This is a genomic window from Aliivibrio sp. A6, from assembly GCF_028765505.1.
GTDB lineage: Bacteria > Pseudomonadota > Gammaproteobacteria > Enterobacterales > Vibrionaceae > Aliivibrio > Aliivibrio finisterrensis_A.
The window spans coordinates 14,786-30,712 of sequence record NZ_JARACR010000036.1; the positions used below are offsets into that span (position 1 = coordinate 14,786).

The window sequence follows — 15,927 nt, forward strand, 5'->3', positions numbered from 1 at the left end:
AAGTGAACAAGCGCAGTTTATCAGAAACGGATAAATATCCAATAAAAAAGCACCCTCAGCGATTACCTTGGGTGCTTATATCAACAAAATCAAAAGTGTTAATATTATTTGATCTCTGTTTCTACCTTAATTTCTTCTGCTGGTGCAGACACTGTTGTACTCTCAACTGGTATTGACTCAGCGTCAACATTTACAGCATCAGTTGATGATACTTCTGCTTCAACAGTTTCAGCTACCACTTCTTTACTCTCTTGAACTTCAGCCTCTTTAGTATTAGTTGGTTCAGCAATCGCTGCCGTATCTTCTACTGTGGTCGGCTCTTCAGAAGAAGATAATGATTCTTCTGCTGCTTTTTCCGCTACTTCCTTTTCTTTATAAGAGGCAATAACTGAATTTAAGTTGTTAATTAGATTATCATCTCGCTCTAATTGTTGAGTTAATACAAGCACTTGCTTTTGAACATCAGCACGGTCATTAGTTTGCTTCTCAACGGTAACTTCTAAAGTCTTAATTTGAACATTTAGATCTTTAATTTTTGCTTCCAGATCAGCAGTATTATTTTTTTCATGCATTTGTTGCACATCAGCCAGAATGGATTCGGTTTGAATTCTCAATGGTTGATCACGGTAATCATCACCGTTAATCGCTTGAGATACAGAAAGTAATTTATTCTCAAACTCTAAAACGGTTTGCTCAAATTGGCCATTTTTAACTGCTTTCAATAACTTAACTTCAGCTGCCATATTTTTTAAATGATCAATCTGAAAACGTGTTTTAGCAACTACATCAGCAATCAGTGCCTGATCACGATTGTTCGCTTGAACCGCTTTTTTTGTTTTGTCTAATTCTGCTTTTGTTTGCCCATAGCTAATGGGTGCAATGGCTTTAAAACCTTTACTTGATAATATTGAAAACTCTTTTTCTAATGGCTCAACATGAATTTTCAGTGTCGTTTTGATTTCCGTCACTTTAGCTTTAGTCAGGAAAGAAGCCTGTTCTGTTTGTGCTTCAGCAATATCATCTTCGATAACCGTAACAAATAAAGCTTTGTATTGTTTATTTAGGTTAGCAAACTCCTGAGGGTAATAGCGTTGCACATCAATTGAATTGATATAAGTCATCTGAGCGATTGCATCAGACAGCACGATATCTGCATTTTCTTTGTAGCTTTTTAGTTTATTAAATTGTGCATCCGCATTGGTTACTAATGACATATATTTAGCCGCATAAGAACCTGAAGAGAACATTGAGTACTCTTCATTAATTAAACCTGGCTCTTTTTCGATTTCTAAGAAAATCTCTTTCGCTTCTAGCCATTCATCCATCATAGAGGCATAAGTAGACTCTGAATAAATTTGGAACTCAGAGACAGAATCAAACGTCGTTTTATCCAGTGAATATTGCTTCTGAAGTGCATCAAATGTTGCTATTGATGGCGTATTTCTATTCTGTTCAACCGAGACTGCTGAGGTTTCCCCACCAGTACTTTGACAACCCACCACACCAACTAATGCTGAGGCAATCACTGCCACTTTGAAATATTGTTTCATCCTAAACCTATTAATAATTATGTTTGAATAGACAAGCGCAAGCACTCTAGGCTTATTTTATTATAAAAAACATTTTTAATCAGCTTTTCTTATAGATGAGTCACTAATTACATTGACAACTAAATAGGCAATAAAAAAGCCACTCAAATTCTGAGTGGCTTTTGATAAAATAAAAATAACTTAGGAGAGGTTAATCTCCTGCAAACATATAGCCTTCGCCATGAACAGTAACAAAAATTTGTGGATTTTTAGGGTCCATTTCCATTTTTGCACGCATTCTACGGATCAATACATCAATTGTTCTGTCATTTGGCGCATCTACTCGATGACTTATCATATTCAAAATACGCTCACGTGATAGAACGGTATTAGGATATGACGACAGCGCAACTAACAACTCATATTCTGCTTTTGTTAATTTTACTGGCTCACCATTATTTGATAATGCTCGACGTTGAATATCAAATGTCCACTCGCCAAAACGAACTACATTTGATTCATCTAACTCTGCCGGTTCATTAGCTAATGACATACGCCAAAATAAGTTTTTAACTCGGACTAAAAGTTCACGTAGCTCAACAGGTTTTGTGACGTAATCATCAGCACCCATTTCCAAGCCTACAATTCGATCAATACTATCAGTTCGTCCTGTAACAAGAATAATACCAATATTAGATTGGCTACGCAGTTCGCGTGCCAACAATAAACCATCCTCTCCTGGTAGGTTTATATCAAGCATAATTAAATCAACTTTTTGTTCAGCCAAAATAGTTCGCATTTCTGCACCTGTTTCAGCCTCGCTCACTTGATATCCCTCGGCTTCAAAATAGCCTACAAGTTTAGAGCGAGTTACCACTTCGTCTTCAACAACTAAAATGTGATAGCTCATAATTTTCTCTTTTTATGGTTATTTGGATGGTTCTTATCTTATTCTATTCATATTTTGTAATAATGCCAATTTTCAATTGATATATCTGTGATTTGTTTGATTCAAAACAAATCTTAACCAAAATTCGGCTTTAATCTTTACATATATATTTATACACGCTGTTAATGATAGGTGCTATTCCTTTTCACACTTATCCAGTACAATTCCCATATAAATTTTTTGGAGTGACGAATACATGAACGAATTGACTGCATTTAACGAACAACGCGCTGAAATTTACTGGTGGTTATCAAGTTTATTAACAAGCGAATTAACCGCAGAACAATTAGAAGAATACAATAGCTTTGAAGTTCGTACATTTTTATCAAACTTAGCTGAAACCGCAGAATTATCTAGCTCAGTGAGTGCTCTAATTGAAAAGTTAAATCAATTACAAAAACGTGAAGACGCACAACTTGAACTTTCTGCCGACTTTTGCCAAGCTTTTTTAGGTTCAGATAAAAGCAGTGCCCTACCTTATGCATCACTATACCTTGATAAATCAGGTCTTTTGAATGCAAAACCAGCACAAGAAATGCGTGCACTATTAGAGAAATATAACATCGCACAAAAAGCTGAATTTAATGAGCCTGCCGATCACATTGCCATTGAACTTGATTTTCTTGGTAATTTAATCGTAATGACAAACCAACAAGCTTCTGAAGAAGAATTTGAAGCTTACATGGCCGCTCAGTTAAACTTCATTAATGAGCAACTCTTATCATGGACACCACGCTTTAGCCAAATCTGCCAAGAGCGAGATGAGTTCGGCTTCTACGCAGCGGTTACACATTTCTTAGTGACGTTCTTACAGTTAGATGCTGCATTCCTTACTGGTGAGTAATTGAGTCACTCATTTTGATGATATAAATTAACAAGTACGTGATATAAATCAGATTACAACTAGAATTTATGAAATCAATAATTGTTTGCACTATACTTTACCTATAGTATGTGTACGCAAACGATAAAATTAAAACATTAAATAAAAGCCGCATTTTTAGCGGTTTTTTTCATTTATCAGGGCCTATTTATCTTCCATCAGTTCTTTAAAAGAGCAACACCTATTTTGTTGGAACATAAATAGCCCCTTATTTAACTATGTTAAGGCTTAAATATGGCTACAATTAAAGACGTTGCAAAATTAGCAGCGGTATCAACAACAACCGTATCTCACGTAATAAATAAAACTCGCTTCGTTGCTGAAGCAACACAAAAACGCGTGTGGGAAGCTGTCGACGAATTAAATTACGCACCAAGTGCCGTAGCTCGTAGTTTAAAATGCAACACAACACGAACTATCGGTATGCTAGTAACGCAATCATTCAATCCTTTTTTTGCAGAAGTAATGCACGGTGTTGAAAATTACTGTTACAAGCAAGGCTACACATTGTTTATGTGTAATACCGAAGGTGATCTAGAAAAGCAAAAACATTACATCCGTATGCTGGCAGAGAAACGAGTAGATGGCTTACTTGTTATGTGTTCTGATCTAAATGAGCAACTTCTTGCTCTTCTTGAGAAAAACACTGAACTACCTATGGTTATCATGGACTGGGGCCCAGACAGCCCACACACAGATAAAATCATTGATAATTCAGAAAAAGGTGGTTACTTAGCGACTAAACATTTGATTGAAAAAGGTCATACTGAAATCGCATGCATTACTGGTCAAGCAGATAAGGCAACGTGTAATGAGCGAATCCATGGTTTTAAACGTGCGCATGAAGAGGCAGGATTAGCCTTTAATCCAAATTGGATTTTAGAAGGTGATTTTGAATGTGCTTCTGCAGCTAAAGCGATAGATAAACTAATCGCAATGGACAAACAGCCAACGGCTATATTCTGTTTCAATGACATTATGGCATTAGCCGCGATTAGTCGAATTAAACAGTCTGGTTTACGTGTACCTGAAGATATCTCAGTGATTGGATATGATAATATTGAGTTATCTGCTTATTTCTCTCCACCACTCACTACAATTCATCAACCTAAGCGAAGAGTCGGAAAAACCGCGGTTGAAATTTTATTAGAGCGTATAAAAGATAAACATCACGAGCGTCGTATTTTTGAAATGCAGCCTGAAGTAGTATCTCGAAATAGTGTTTTTGATAAGACTAAATAATAAAGTTTAAATTTACAAAACAAGAACAATCAACGTCATTCTCAAGGAAAAGTTGAACCAACTTAACAAAAATGACGTTAATTTTATGGAGCAAGATCACATTTTTTGATTTTTTTTGGTCTCTTGACTTATTGATTGCTATATCATCATCCAAAGTCACGAACAGGGCAAACTGTGCGAAAGTGCAGGACGCAAAGCTTCCGGCCTAAGTTTTATATAGGGTAGCGGGGTTGCCGATGGCAAGTATTCTTTTATGCATTGTTAATTTTTACTTTAAAATAACAATTCTATATTTTGAACTTGCTACTATTTCCTCGGGCTCAGTTGTTTAGTGACATAGACTTACTAACCGAGAATTATTGCAATGGATAAACCAGTACTAAAAGAATCACTCCGTCTCCTCTCCTCTCTAGGAAAGATCACTTCACGTTCTATGTTTGGTGGTTTCGGTATATTTATCGACAGCACTATGTTCGCACTTGTCGTTCAAGATAAGCTGCATTTAAGAGCAAGTGATGACACTATCAACTTATTTAAAGAGCAAGGATTTGAACCATACGTTTATAAAAAACGTGGTTTTCCTGTCGTGACCAAATATTTTGCAATTTCAGCAGAATGTTGGGAAGAACCTGATTCAATCTTATTACAAGCGGTTATCGCTCTAGATGTCGCTAAAAAAGATAAAGAAAAACAGAAATCAGAAGGTCCATCTCGAATTAAAGACCTACCAAATTTACGATTAGCAACAGAACGAATGCTTAAAAAGGCAGGTATTAATACTGTTGAAGAACTTCGTGATACAGGGTCAGTTAACGCATACAAAGCCATTCAACAAACGCACTCTAGCAGTGTGAGCGATGAATTACTTTGGTCTCTTGAAGGTGCTATAAAAGGCACTCACTGGTCTGTTATTCCATCAGCGACCAGAGATGAATTAAGAAAGCAACTATAGATTAACTCGCTGTTATTACCAATTTTATACCAATCTACATAAGTATTTGATCATTCTTGCTTGTTAAAATCGATTATATCTGCGTTATAAATTTTGTAATTAGAACCACTAGTTACTGTAATTTATGCCTTGCTCTAATCGATTTTTCCTACGCAATTATCTGATCAACTATTTATCCAGAATGGTATTACTTCTAAATAGATGGTGAACCTAATCTGTTGGTTCATCATCTACCTGCATCATAAAATCAGTTATCCAACCAATCATTAAAATCATCAACCACGAGACCATCACAGAGGTAGGTACCTCGAACTTGGGTGAAATAATTAAGGTGGCAAATGCTATAACCGGTAAAAGCCATGACAGCATAGTAAGCCAATCACGATACTTTGAGCTACCAACACTCTGTAAACAAACAATAAGACCAGTAATAGACAGAGCTACCAATGCCGCATGTTGCAAGCCACCTATCCATAATGGAACGACCAAAACCAGAGGCCACCACGCATTTCGATTCACTGGTTTCCAACTTCTCGCCGCTACCCAAACTAAAATAACACTGATAATCTGAATCAATGTTAAAGACGCAGCCCCTTCTAATTTGCCTTCATACTGCAACGCCATTATTCCAGCTTCCATCGCCACCACTACTGCAATAATAAAAGCGATTAAATGGATACTTTTTCGTCGTGAAAAGACCACCATCAACAATGGAAATAGAGTCCAAACAGAGATAGATAACGATAAAGGCTGCTCACTTAATGTCCAACCAAATAGCGAAATACCACTCACTAACACCCAAGTAGCCACGCCCCCTAGAGGAATTAACCACAGCATTGGAATAGCCAGAGCCAACAAAGGAAGTTCACCTCCGCTAATCCCAAAAGCCAATACGCCAACAACAACAAGTAGAATACTTAATATAATTGATAATACAGTCAAAACCATCTTCTCCCTCCTTGGTATCAAGCGGTTTACTTTGTTACTATTTCAGTTTAGCGGTAATAATTAGCTTTATCACTGACTCACCTCACTTTTCTAAGATAATACTTATCTGAATTGGCACGCATTAAGGTATTCATTTCAATGGACGAATTTGCTCAAAATATTTATACAAATCTATATTATGTGCCAAAGGGCCGAGTGATTACTTATGGACAACTTGCAACATTGGCAGGCTTTCCTAATCATTCTAGACACGTAGGAAAAGTATTATCACAACTGCCAAAAGAGACGCAATTACCATGGTATCGAGTTGTTAATGCTCAAGGGAAGATATCATTACAAGGTGGGAGATTTGAAAGACAGAAGCAATTACTTGAAGAAGAAAATATATTAATAAAGGATAATGGAAGTGTTTCAAACTTTAAACAAGTAGTTATGCCTTAAAACACAACTACTTAATTTTATATACTACTTTTCAAAATTATTGACGAACGCCTTTTAGCATTAGGTCTTGTTGCATAGTTTTTGCTTCATCAGTAATAACGGCGTAGTTAGTATCTGTTGTGAAACGTAATTTACCATCCACTTTGATTGTTGCGCGTACAGAGTAGCTATGGTTTGCTTGAATATCTGCTGTATCAAACTCTAAAGAATAATCAAATGGAGAGGATTTTTCTGCTGCCTCAAAAGTTTGCTCAGAAATCGTTTTTGATGGTGCATCAGCTAATGACACATCAGCCAGTGTTACTGTAATAACCGCATTTGCAGGCAATGCAATGCGCTCACGGTAACCAACACTACCCGTGACTACTTGTGTCTCAACCACTTCAATTACGTCAGTATTTGCAGCATCAGTTTGAGTTACTTCCTCTTGAACCACCACTTCTTGTTTTACCGTTTCTTTTTCAGATTTATCTGTTGAATTACAGCCAACCATTGTAATCCCTGTAGCCACCGATAACGCCACCAATAATGATTTTTTCATTTTATTCTCTCTTTGTTATATATTTTGATAAAAACGACATAAATATAAACCTAATATATTAAACTGTCTTCTCATCGGCTCTATCTTTGACAGAAAACTAACTCAACGACCGTAAAATCACACGGTCCTGATGTTATCTTGACCAAGTTAACATATTGTTTAACTTATTGAACTCAAACTGAATCTACCTCACAATAGAATAATTACGTTACTGGTACTAAGGCAAAGAAATGAATAAAGCATTAAATGAGTTATTGACCCTCCTACAGCTAGAACAATTGGAACAAGGTTTATTCAGAGGGCAAAGTGAAAACCTTGGTTTGCCGCAAGTTTACGGTGGTCAAGTCATTGGCCAAGCGCTTTCAGCTGCTCGTTACACCGTAGATAACGCAAGAACGGTACATTCTTTTCATAGCTACTTTCTTCACCCTGGTGACCCAGAAAAAGCGATCATTTATGATGTTGAAAATCTAAGAGATGGTCGAAGCTTTAGTACTCGTCGTGTTAAAGCCATTCAAAACGGCCGTCCAATTTTCTATTTAACCGCTTCTTATCATGGTGATGAACCTGGTTTTGAGCACCAATCATCAATGCCTGACATTGCTGGCCCTGAAAACTTTGCTTCAGAAACACAATTAGCAGAAGCCATTAAGCACGTACTTCCACCAGCGGTTCAGAAAATATTTTGTGGCGAAAAACCGATTGAAGTTCGCCCTGTTAATATCGTTAATCCATTAGCACCTAAAAAAGCAGCACCAACACAGCATTTATGGATCAAAGCAAACGGTGATTTGCCAGATAACCAATTAATTCATCAATATTTATTAGCTTACGCTTCTGATTGGGGATTTTTGCCAACAGCATTACACCCACATGAAGTCAGCTTATTAACGCCAAATTTCCAAGTTGCTACGATTGATCACTCAATGTGGTTCCACCGCCCATTTAAAATGGATGAGTGGTTGCTTTACTCTATTGAAAGCACCAATGCGAGCGGCTCTCGAGGCTTAGTTCGTGGGGAGATATTTAATCAGAAAGGTGAGCTTGTAGCGTCTGCAATGCAAGAAGGTGTTATGAGAATGAAGAAAAAATAGGCCATTTATCCCAAATAGCGCAGGTCTGGTATTACTCCTGACCTGCGATAACAAAGTAATTTAATTACGGGAAATCTATAATGGTAGCTCTGTTGTATACTTCAAAGGTTCCATTGCAAATGTACTGGTAACATTCGAGATCCCATCAACACTATTCACTAATTTTTTATAGAAACCATCAAAGGCTTTCATGTCTTCTGATAACACTTTCATCATGTAATCATACTCACCTGCCATTCGATAAAATTCCATCACTTCAGGAAAATCAGAAACCGTATCAACAAATTTGTTGTACCATTCTTGTGAGTGATTTGAGGTTTTAATCAAAACAAAGGCATTAAAACTTAACCCTAATTTTTCTGGATTAAGCAAAGCCACTTTCTTTTCTATTACCCCTTCTTCTTCTAGCCTTTTTAATCGTTTCCAGCAAGGTGTCGTGGTTAAATTTACGGCCTCGGCTAAATCATGTAATGAGATAGTGCTGTCTTTTTGCAGTAATGAAAGTAAGGTCGTATCCACCTTATCTAGCTCATGCTTTCCCATAAAACCTCACAATAGAAAAATTTTCTCTTTTATAGTCATAATGCAGTAAATATAGCAAAGTTTTTCTCAACATACAGAGGTAAATTAATCACATCGCTACTATTTGCATTGAGAATATTAAGGAAAGCATTATGTGTACAGATCATGATTGGATTAACAACGCTATTCGTAAAATTGAAGCAGACTACCAACGCTCTGCTGATACACACCTAATTAAACTTGATTTGCCTATGCTTGATGGCATCGATTTATATCTGAAAGATGAGAGTACACATCCAACAGGCTCTCTTAAACATCGTTTAGCCCGCTCTCTTTTTCTTTATGCCATTTCTAATGGCTGGATTGGTCCAAACACGCCTATTATTGAATCATCATCGGGCAGCACCGCGGTATCTGAAGCTTACTTTGCTCGCCTACTTGGATTGCCATTCATTGCTGTAGTCCCTCGTAAAACAGCAAGTAAGAAGATTGAGATGATTAAATTCTATGGGGGTGAACCTCACTTTGTAGAACGTTCTGATGAGATTTATGCAGAGTCTCGTCGTCTTGCTGAAGAGTTAGATGGCCATTATATGGATCAATTTACTTACGCAGAACGTGCAACAGACTGGCGCGGAAACAACAACATTGCAGATAGCATTTTTCGTCAAATGCAATTAGAAGATCATCCTGAGCCAACCTGGGTAGTTATGAACCCGGGAACAGGCGGCACATCTGCAACCATTGGCCGTTTTATTCGTTACCAAAAATACAACACTAAATTATGCGTTGTGGACCCTGAAAACTCTGTATTCCATGACTTCTATAAAACGGGCAATAAAGAACTCACTCTAGATGCAGGCAGTAAGATTGAAGGCATTGGTCGACCTCGTGTAGAGCCAAGCTTTATTCCCGGAGTTATCGATGAAATGCGCACAATTACGGATGTAGCAAGCGTCGCAACGGCTCGCTGGTTAGAAGGAATTCTTGGACGAAAAGCCGGGGCTTCTACAGGAACCAACTTATTTGGCGCACTGCAACTTGCTTGTGAAATGCAACAACGCGGTGAAAAAGGCTCTATCGTTACCCTACTGTGTGATAGTGGTGAGCGATACCTTGATACGTATTATAACGACGAGTGGGTTGCTGATAATATCGGTGATTTAACAGCGTGTTTAGAACAATTGGCTCGCTTTGAAACAACTGGTCAATTATAAAAACCAATAAAATAATAACGTCCCGCGAGGATAATACCAATCGGTAATAACAATAAAAGCCATCGATCATCGATGGCTTTTTCATTACAATACAATTAAATAATCCTACAGAGATTCATTCTATTATGTCTACAGCAATCGTTGTTTTTAGTGGTGGCCAAGACTCCACTACCTGTTTAATTCAAGCTCTTACTCAATATGATAATGTTCATTGCATTACTTTTGATTACGGCCAACGCCATAATCAAGAAATTGAAGTAGCAAAAAAAGTCGCGCTTGAACTGGGTGCAGCCTCTCACAAGGTGATGGATGTTGGTTTACTTAATGAGCTTGCCGTTAGCTCATTAACTCGCGACAATATCCCTGTTTCTCATGAGCTGCAAGAAAATGGCCTACCTAACTCTTTTGTCCCGGGTCGTAATATCCTGTTCTTAACACTTGCTGGCATTTATGCATATCAATTAGGGGCTGAGTCTGTCATCACTGGTGTTTGTGAAACTGACTTCTCTGGCTACCCTGATTGTCGAGATGAGTTTGTAAAATCAATTAACCAATCTCTCGTATTAGGTATGGATCGTAAACTTCGTATTGATACTCCACTTATGTGGCTAAATAAAGCAGAAACTTGGGCACTTGCTGATAAATATGGCAAATTAGATTATGTGCGTAGTCAAACTCTAACCTGTTATAACGGTGTGATTGGGGATGGATGTGGTGATTGCCCATCGTGTGACTTACGTAAAAATGGTCTAGATGAGTATTTAGAAAATAAAGACGCAGTAATGGCAGATTTAAACGCCAAGCTATAGTGATTTACGTTACAACCAGTAAATCTAATCTAGGTAATACCAATCTACATAAGTATTTAATTTAAATAAAAAGGCCATCACTAAACATTAAGTAATGGCCTTTCTTTTTATCAAATTATCATTTCAATATTAATGCGAAATTCGCCCTTTAATATCATGATCTAATTCTTTATTTAATAACGCTTCTATATGACCTGGAGACTTAGTATTACCTGAAATTAAGCGATACATCGCAGGAATAACAAATAACGTAACCAAGGTCGCAAACGCCATACCAAAGAAAATAACTGTACCGACTGCTACTCGGCTTTCATAACCCGCGCCTGTAGACATTATCAATGGGATCGCACCGGCTAATGTCGTAAATGCCGTCATTAAGATCGGACGTAAACGACGGGCGGATGCATCAACAATCGCTTGCTCTAGCTCAACACCTTTATCACGAAGTTGGTTCGCAAACTCAACAATCAAGATCCCGTTTTTAGTTACCATGCCGATCAACATGATCATACCGATTTGGCTATAAATGTTGAGACCTTGGCCCATAATAACTAGCCCTAAGAAACCACCAAATACACCCATAGGAACGGTAAACATCACCACCATTGGGTTAATAAAGCTTTCAAATTGCGCCGCAAGTACCAAATACGCAACAAGTAATGCTAGCCCGAATACAACAAGAATACTTGATTGGTTTTCTTTAAAGTCTTTTGACTCACCAGTGTAAGCCACTGAAATATCACTCGGTAGCATTTCTATCGCTTTTGCATCCAGATAATCCAGAGCATCACCTAATGTCGCACCATCTTTTAAATTGGCACTTAAGGTTATGGATTTCTGCTTATTGGTATGTGATAGACGAATAGCAGATGCCACCTCATTGATTTTCGTTACCGTATCAAGTGTCACTAAGTCACCCGTAGCGGTTCTCATGTAAATTTGGCTCAGATCTGCTGCGTTATTAAAGCTGTTTTCATCGCCTCGTAAATACACATCATATTCTTCACCACGATCTACATACGTGGTTTCACTTTTACCACCAAGCATGATTTCAAGGGTATCTGAAATATCAGAGATCTTAATGCCTAACTCAGCAGCACGGTTGCGATCAACCGACACAACTAACTCTGGTGTTTTTTCAGAATAGTTAATGTCTGCACCTTCCATCAATGGACTATTATTCGCTTCCGCTTTTAATATATCTCCCCACTTTTGCAGTTCTTTGTAATCGGAGCCACCAAGTACAAATTGCACAGGCTCACTTGAACCACCACGGAAACCTGGCATCATTGGAAATACACGAACATCTGGGATATCTGCTAAGGTTTTACGTATCAAACCTAATCCTTCTTGAGCGGTTAACTCTCTGTCTGCCCAATCCTCTAAGATCATGATAACAAAGCCTGTTTGGTCACCTGCTTGACCACCAAACGCTGGCGATTGAATACTGAATGATTTTAAAAAGCCTTTACCCAACAATGGCATCAGTCTCTCTTCAACAATATCCATGTTCGCACTCATTCGATTATAACTGGTCGCATCAGCACCACGAACAAATGCAAACAGTACGCCACGGTCTTCTTGAGGTGTTAATTGTGCAGGAACCTGCTTCATCAAACCGTAGCTGCCGCCGATACACGCCAAGATAACCACTGGTGCTAGTAAACGCCATGCCACGGCTTTAGATACTGATTTACGATAACCACGCTCAAGCCCTGAAAATAATCTATCAACAAATAAGTTAAAACGATTTGGTTTAACATTAGCTTTTAAGATCTTGCTGCCTAGTACAGGGGTCAGTGTCAAGGCTATCAATGATGAGAACAACACTGACATTGCAAGCAATACAGAGAACTCAGTAAATAAGAGACCGACCATGCCATCCATAAATGAGATCGGCAAGAATACCATGACCAAAACCAAGGTTGTTGCTATTACGGCAAAGCCCACTTCTCTTGTGCCTTTATAGGCGGCTAATAATGGCGACTCACCTTTTTCTAGATGATGGAAAATGTTCTCTACGACCACAATGGCATCATCAACCACTAGACCAATCGATAAGATCAGTGCCATTAAGGTAATTAAGTTAATTGAAAAACCAAAGTAATAGGCGGCAATAAACGATGATATTAAAGAAACAGGTACCGTCACCGCAGGAATTAATGTCGCTCGCGCCTGGCCAATAAAAATGTACAACACTAATATCACGAGACCACCCGTAATAAAGAGCGTGCTATACACCTCAGAGATAGAACGATCGATAAATACCGTCGAGTCATAATCAATGGCTAAGCGAGTACCCTCAGGTAAAAACTGCTGTATTTTTGCTACTTCTTCATGAACTAAATTGGCCACTTCTAGCGGGTTTGCGTCAGATTGAGGAACTATCCCCATACTTACGTTAACAACACCATCACTTTTAAACGTCGAATTTTCGTTTTCAGCACCAATGAACACATCAGCGACATCTTTTAGGTAAATAGAAGTGCCATCACTCGCCGTTTTTACAACAAGATAGTTAAAATCTTCCGCTTGGTTATATAAGCGCTCTGTTCGAACTGACATAACAATCGCGTCATTTCGCACCTCACCACCTGGGCTTTCAATATTCTCTGAGCGCAATGCGGCAGTAATATCGGATGCCGTGACTCCACGCCCTGCCATCAAATCCGGTTGTAGCTTCACATACATTACTTTGTAAAGCCCACCAGAGATATCAACTGAGCTCACGCCAGTGATCAAGCTAAAACGGTCAACCAATACTCGCTCGGTATAGTCAGTTAACTCTGTTCTATCCATTACACTAGAGCTTAGATTGATATAAAGCGACGCTTCTCCGCTGCCGTTGTTTTTAAAGACAATCGGATCGTCCGCTTCGTCAGGCAAACTTCGTTGAGCACGAGCTACTGCATCACGAACATCACTTACCCCCGTATTTAAGTCGTAACCTAAATCAAAGGTAATAGTAATACGAGACATGCCGTTACGTGTTGTAGATTCAATCTCATCAATGCCACTAATACCAGAAAGCTGATCTTCTAATACTGTTGTTATCTGGCTTTCAATAATGGTTGCAGAGGCTCCCTCATAACGAGTACTGATAGATACTACTGGGCTTTCAATATCTGGCATTTCACGTACAGCGAGTTTGCTAAAAGAAACCGCACCAAATACACACAACAATAAGCTAAGAACGATGGCAACAACTGGCCTTTTTACCGACGTATCCGATAACCACATAATTACTGTCCTTTAGCTACAGGCTGAGTCTCTTGTTCAAGCAACTTAACCGTTACCCCTTCACGCATATTAACTAAACCTTGAACAACAATATCCTGACCAATATCTAAACCAGATTCAATCACGACGCGGTTTTCAACACGAGCACCAAGCGTAACTTGAGTACGTGTTACTTTATTATCATCACCAATAACGTACACATAACGTTTTGTACCAGAATATTCTAAAGCTTGTACTGGAATGATTGGGGCACTAATAGAAGGAAAATCCAACTCTGCCGCCATTAGCATACCGGGCTTCATCTTTAGATCTTTATTTGGGAACTCAATACGCACACGTAAATTCAAGGTTTCTGCATTAATACGAGAATCAATACCCACGACTTTTCCTGAAAATACAGTATTTCCCCATGCTTGACTTGTCGCATCGACTGTCATACCCGTTGATAACATTGAAAGGTAACGTTCTGGCACTTGTAAATCTAACTGCATTAAAGACAAGTTATCTAACGTCAGTAATTCAGTCCCAGCATTGACCATTTTACCGCGACTAAAATCAATAAACCCGACCGTACCAGAGAAAGGAGCAGAAATGTGAAGATCAGCTAAATTCGCATTTGCTGCCTCTAAACGAGCTTGCGCAATATCAACACTGGCTTTTTGGCCATCGATTTCCGTTTGAGTAATCGCGTTCTTTTTCGCTAAACGTTGAAATTCTTTCAGTTTACGTTTCTCATCATTCAAATACGCTCGCGCCTCTTTAATTGCAGCACTGGCTTTATCATCATTTAACTGAATTAAAAGCTGACCTTTTTTAACTTCTTGATTTGCCTTAACTGCGATTCGGTCAATTTTTCCAGAAACCTCAGGAGAGATGATCACAGACTCCGCAGATTCTAATTTTCCGATTAATGATAATGATTGGGATATTTCATGTGTTGCCACTTCTTCAGAGACAACAGCAACCGATTGATTTCCTCTTGATTTATTAGCATAAGAAGGTGTTGATAAAGTGCATGCTAATAAAACTGCAAGAGTAATAGACTTAGTTTGATTCATATTGATACTTATTATTTGAATTATTAAAATTACTTACTGACTCTAGTTTACCAAGTGAAAGTGGTTTTGTTCGTCAATGAATGTAAAGATGGTGCAATAAACTGTAAAAACAATCACTTCCATATGACCCTTTTTTATATTATTTGTTCAAAAATGGTGCTTTTTACCCCTTTTTGACGAAAAACCAATCATTCAAACCAAAAAACAAAGAAAAGTGCTTTACAGAAAAACGAAGTTTGCTATTATTCGCTCCGAACTTGGCAAGGTCGTTGGGAAAACTCTTGTTAAGTATAAAAATCTCTCGTTGGGGGGGTTCCCGAGTGGCCAAAGGGAGCAGACTGTAAATCTGCCGCGAAAGCTTCGATGGTTCGAATCCGTCCCCCCCCACCATTATTCTTCTTAATTGTATTAACGATTAAGATAACTTGATTACTCTGTTGGGAAACGAGTTAATTAAGTATAAAAAAGCCCGTTGGAGGGGTTCCCGAGTGGCCAAAGGGAG

General features: G+C 38.3%; 14 protein-coding genes, 1 tRNA gene and 1 riboswitch. Of the genes, 8 read left to right on the plus strand and 7 right to left on the minus strand.

Features of this window, described 5'->3' with window-relative positions; translation table 11 throughout:
• Positions 1-104: 104 nt before the first annotated feature.
• Together PVK70_RS16445 and torR are read right to left on the minus strand one after the other, a co-directional pair.
• Positions 105-1,550, minus strand: coding sequence for a hypothetical protein (locus tag PVK70_RS16445; protein ID WP_130047462.1), 1,446 nt, complete (start codon positions 1,548-1,550; stop codon positions 105-107).
• A 190-nt stretch (positions 1,551-1,740) separates the two neighbouring features.
• On the minus strand, positions 1,741-2,439 hold the full coding sequence (gene torR / locus PVK70_RS16450) for a two-component system response regulator TorR (RefSeq protein WP_130045571.1): 699 nt from the start codon (positions 2,437-2,439) through the stop codon (positions 1,741-1,743).
• Positions 2,440-2,674: 235 nt separating this feature from the next.
• Here torR and torD point away from each other — a divergent pair, with 235 nt between their 5' ends.
• The 3 genes from torD to PVK70_RS16465 all read left to right on the plus strand — a co-directional run bounded on the left by torD (position 2,675) and on the right by PVK70_RS16465 (position 5,555).
• A complete protein-coding gene (gene torD / locus PVK70_RS16455; RefSeq protein ID WP_130047461.1) occupies positions 2,675-3,322 on the plus strand; it encodes a molecular chaperone TorD in 648 nt (215 codons plus the stop codon).
• Positions 3,323-3,595: 273 nt separating this feature from the next.
• Positions 3,596-4,603 (plus strand): HTH-type transcriptional repressor PurR, encoded by a 1,008-nt coding sequence (gene purR / locus PVK70_RS16460; RefSeq protein ID WP_130047460.1) that lies wholly within the window; start codon positions 3,596-3,598, stop codon positions 4,601-4,603.
• 156 nt (positions 4,604-4,759) lie between these two features.
• A riboswitch (cyclic di-GMP riboswitch) is annotated at positions 4,760-4,841 on the plus strand.
• Positions 4,842-4,967: 126 nt separating this feature from the next.
• Positions 4,968-5,555 (plus strand): TfoX/Sxy family DNA transformation protein, encoded by a 588-nt coding sequence (locus PVK70_RS16465; RefSeq protein WP_130047459.1) that lies wholly within the window; start codon positions 4,968-4,970, stop codon positions 5,553-5,555.
• Between the two features lie 210 nt (positions 5,556-5,765).
• Here PVK70_RS16465 and PVK70_RS16470 read toward each other — a convergent pair whose 3' ends face one another.
• A complete protein-coding gene (locus PVK70_RS16470; RefSeq protein WP_130047458.1) occupies positions 5,766-6,503 on the minus strand; it encodes a hypothetical protein in 738 nt (245 codons plus the stop codon).
• Between the two features lie 138 nt (positions 6,504-6,641).
• Here PVK70_RS16470 and PVK70_RS16475 point away from each other — a divergent pair, with 138 nt between their 5' ends.
• Positions 6,642-6,944, plus strand: coding sequence for an MGMT family protein (locus tag PVK70_RS16475; RefSeq protein WP_130047457.1), 303 nt, complete (start codon positions 6,642-6,644; stop codon positions 6,942-6,944).
• Positions 6,945-6,981: 37 nt separating this feature from the next.
• On the opposite strand, the gene PVK70_RS16480 is transcribed toward PVK70_RS16475, so the two are convergent.
• Positions 6,982-7,485: a YbaY family lipoprotein gene (locus PVK70_RS16480; protein ID WP_130047456.1), complete on the minus strand. Its 504-nt coding sequence runs from the start codon at positions 7,483-7,485 to the stop codon at positions 6,982-6,984.
• Between the two features lie 230 nt (positions 7,486-7,715).
• Here PVK70_RS16480 and tesB point away from each other — a divergent pair, with 230 nt between their 5' ends.
• On the plus strand, positions 7,716-8,579 hold the full coding sequence (gene tesB, locus PVK70_RS16485) for an acyl-CoA thioesterase II (protein ID WP_130045564.1): 864 nt from the start codon (positions 7,716-7,718) through the stop codon (positions 8,577-8,579).
• Between the two features lie 75 nt (positions 8,580-8,654).
• Here tesB and PVK70_RS16490 read toward each other — a convergent pair whose 3' ends face one another.
• Positions 8,655-9,122, minus strand: coding sequence for an Lrp/AsnC family transcriptional regulator (locus PVK70_RS16490; protein WP_130045563.1), 468 nt, complete (start codon positions 9,120-9,122; stop codon positions 8,655-8,657).
• Positions 9,123-9,253: 131 nt separating this feature from the next.
• Here PVK70_RS16490 and PVK70_RS16495 point away from each other — a divergent pair, with 131 nt between their 5' ends.
• Positions 9,254-10,318, plus strand: a complete 1,065-nt coding sequence (locus PVK70_RS16495) for a PLP-dependent cysteine synthase family protein (protein WP_130047455.1) — start codon at positions 9,254-9,256, stop codon at positions 10,316-10,318.
• Positions 10,319-10,443: 125 nt separating this feature from the next.
• Positions 10,444-11,127 (plus strand): 7-cyano-7-deazaguanine synthase QueC, encoded by a 684-nt coding sequence (queC, locus tag PVK70_RS16500; RefSeq protein ID WP_130045561.1) that lies wholly within the window; start codon positions 10,444-10,446, stop codon positions 11,125-11,127.
• Between the two features lie 129 nt (positions 11,128-11,256).
• On the opposite strand, the gene vexH is transcribed toward queC, so the two are convergent.
• Both vexH and PVK70_RS16510 read right to left on the minus strand, forming a co-directional pair.
• The gene (gene vexH, locus PVK70_RS16505) at positions 11,257-14,367 is read right to left on the minus strand and encodes a vibriobactin export RND transporter permease subunit VexH (protein ID WP_130047454.1); all 3,111 of its coding nucleotides are present in this window, start codon (positions 14,365-14,367) and stop codon (positions 11,257-11,259) included.
• Positions 14,368-14,369: 2 nt separating this feature from the next.
• The gene (locus tag PVK70_RS16510; protein WP_130047453.1) at positions 14,370-15,425 is read right to left on the minus strand and encodes an efflux RND transporter periplasmic adaptor subunit; all 1,056 of its coding nucleotides are present in this window, start codon (positions 15,423-15,425) and stop codon (positions 14,370-14,372) included.
• Positions 15,426-15,731: 306 nt separating this feature from the next.
• Here PVK70_RS16510 and PVK70_RS16515 point away from each other — a divergent pair.
• Positions 15,732-15,815: transfer RNA gene (locus PVK70_RS16515), tRNA-Tyr, on the plus strand.
• The last annotated feature ends 112 nt before the right edge of the window (positions 15,816-15,927 follow it).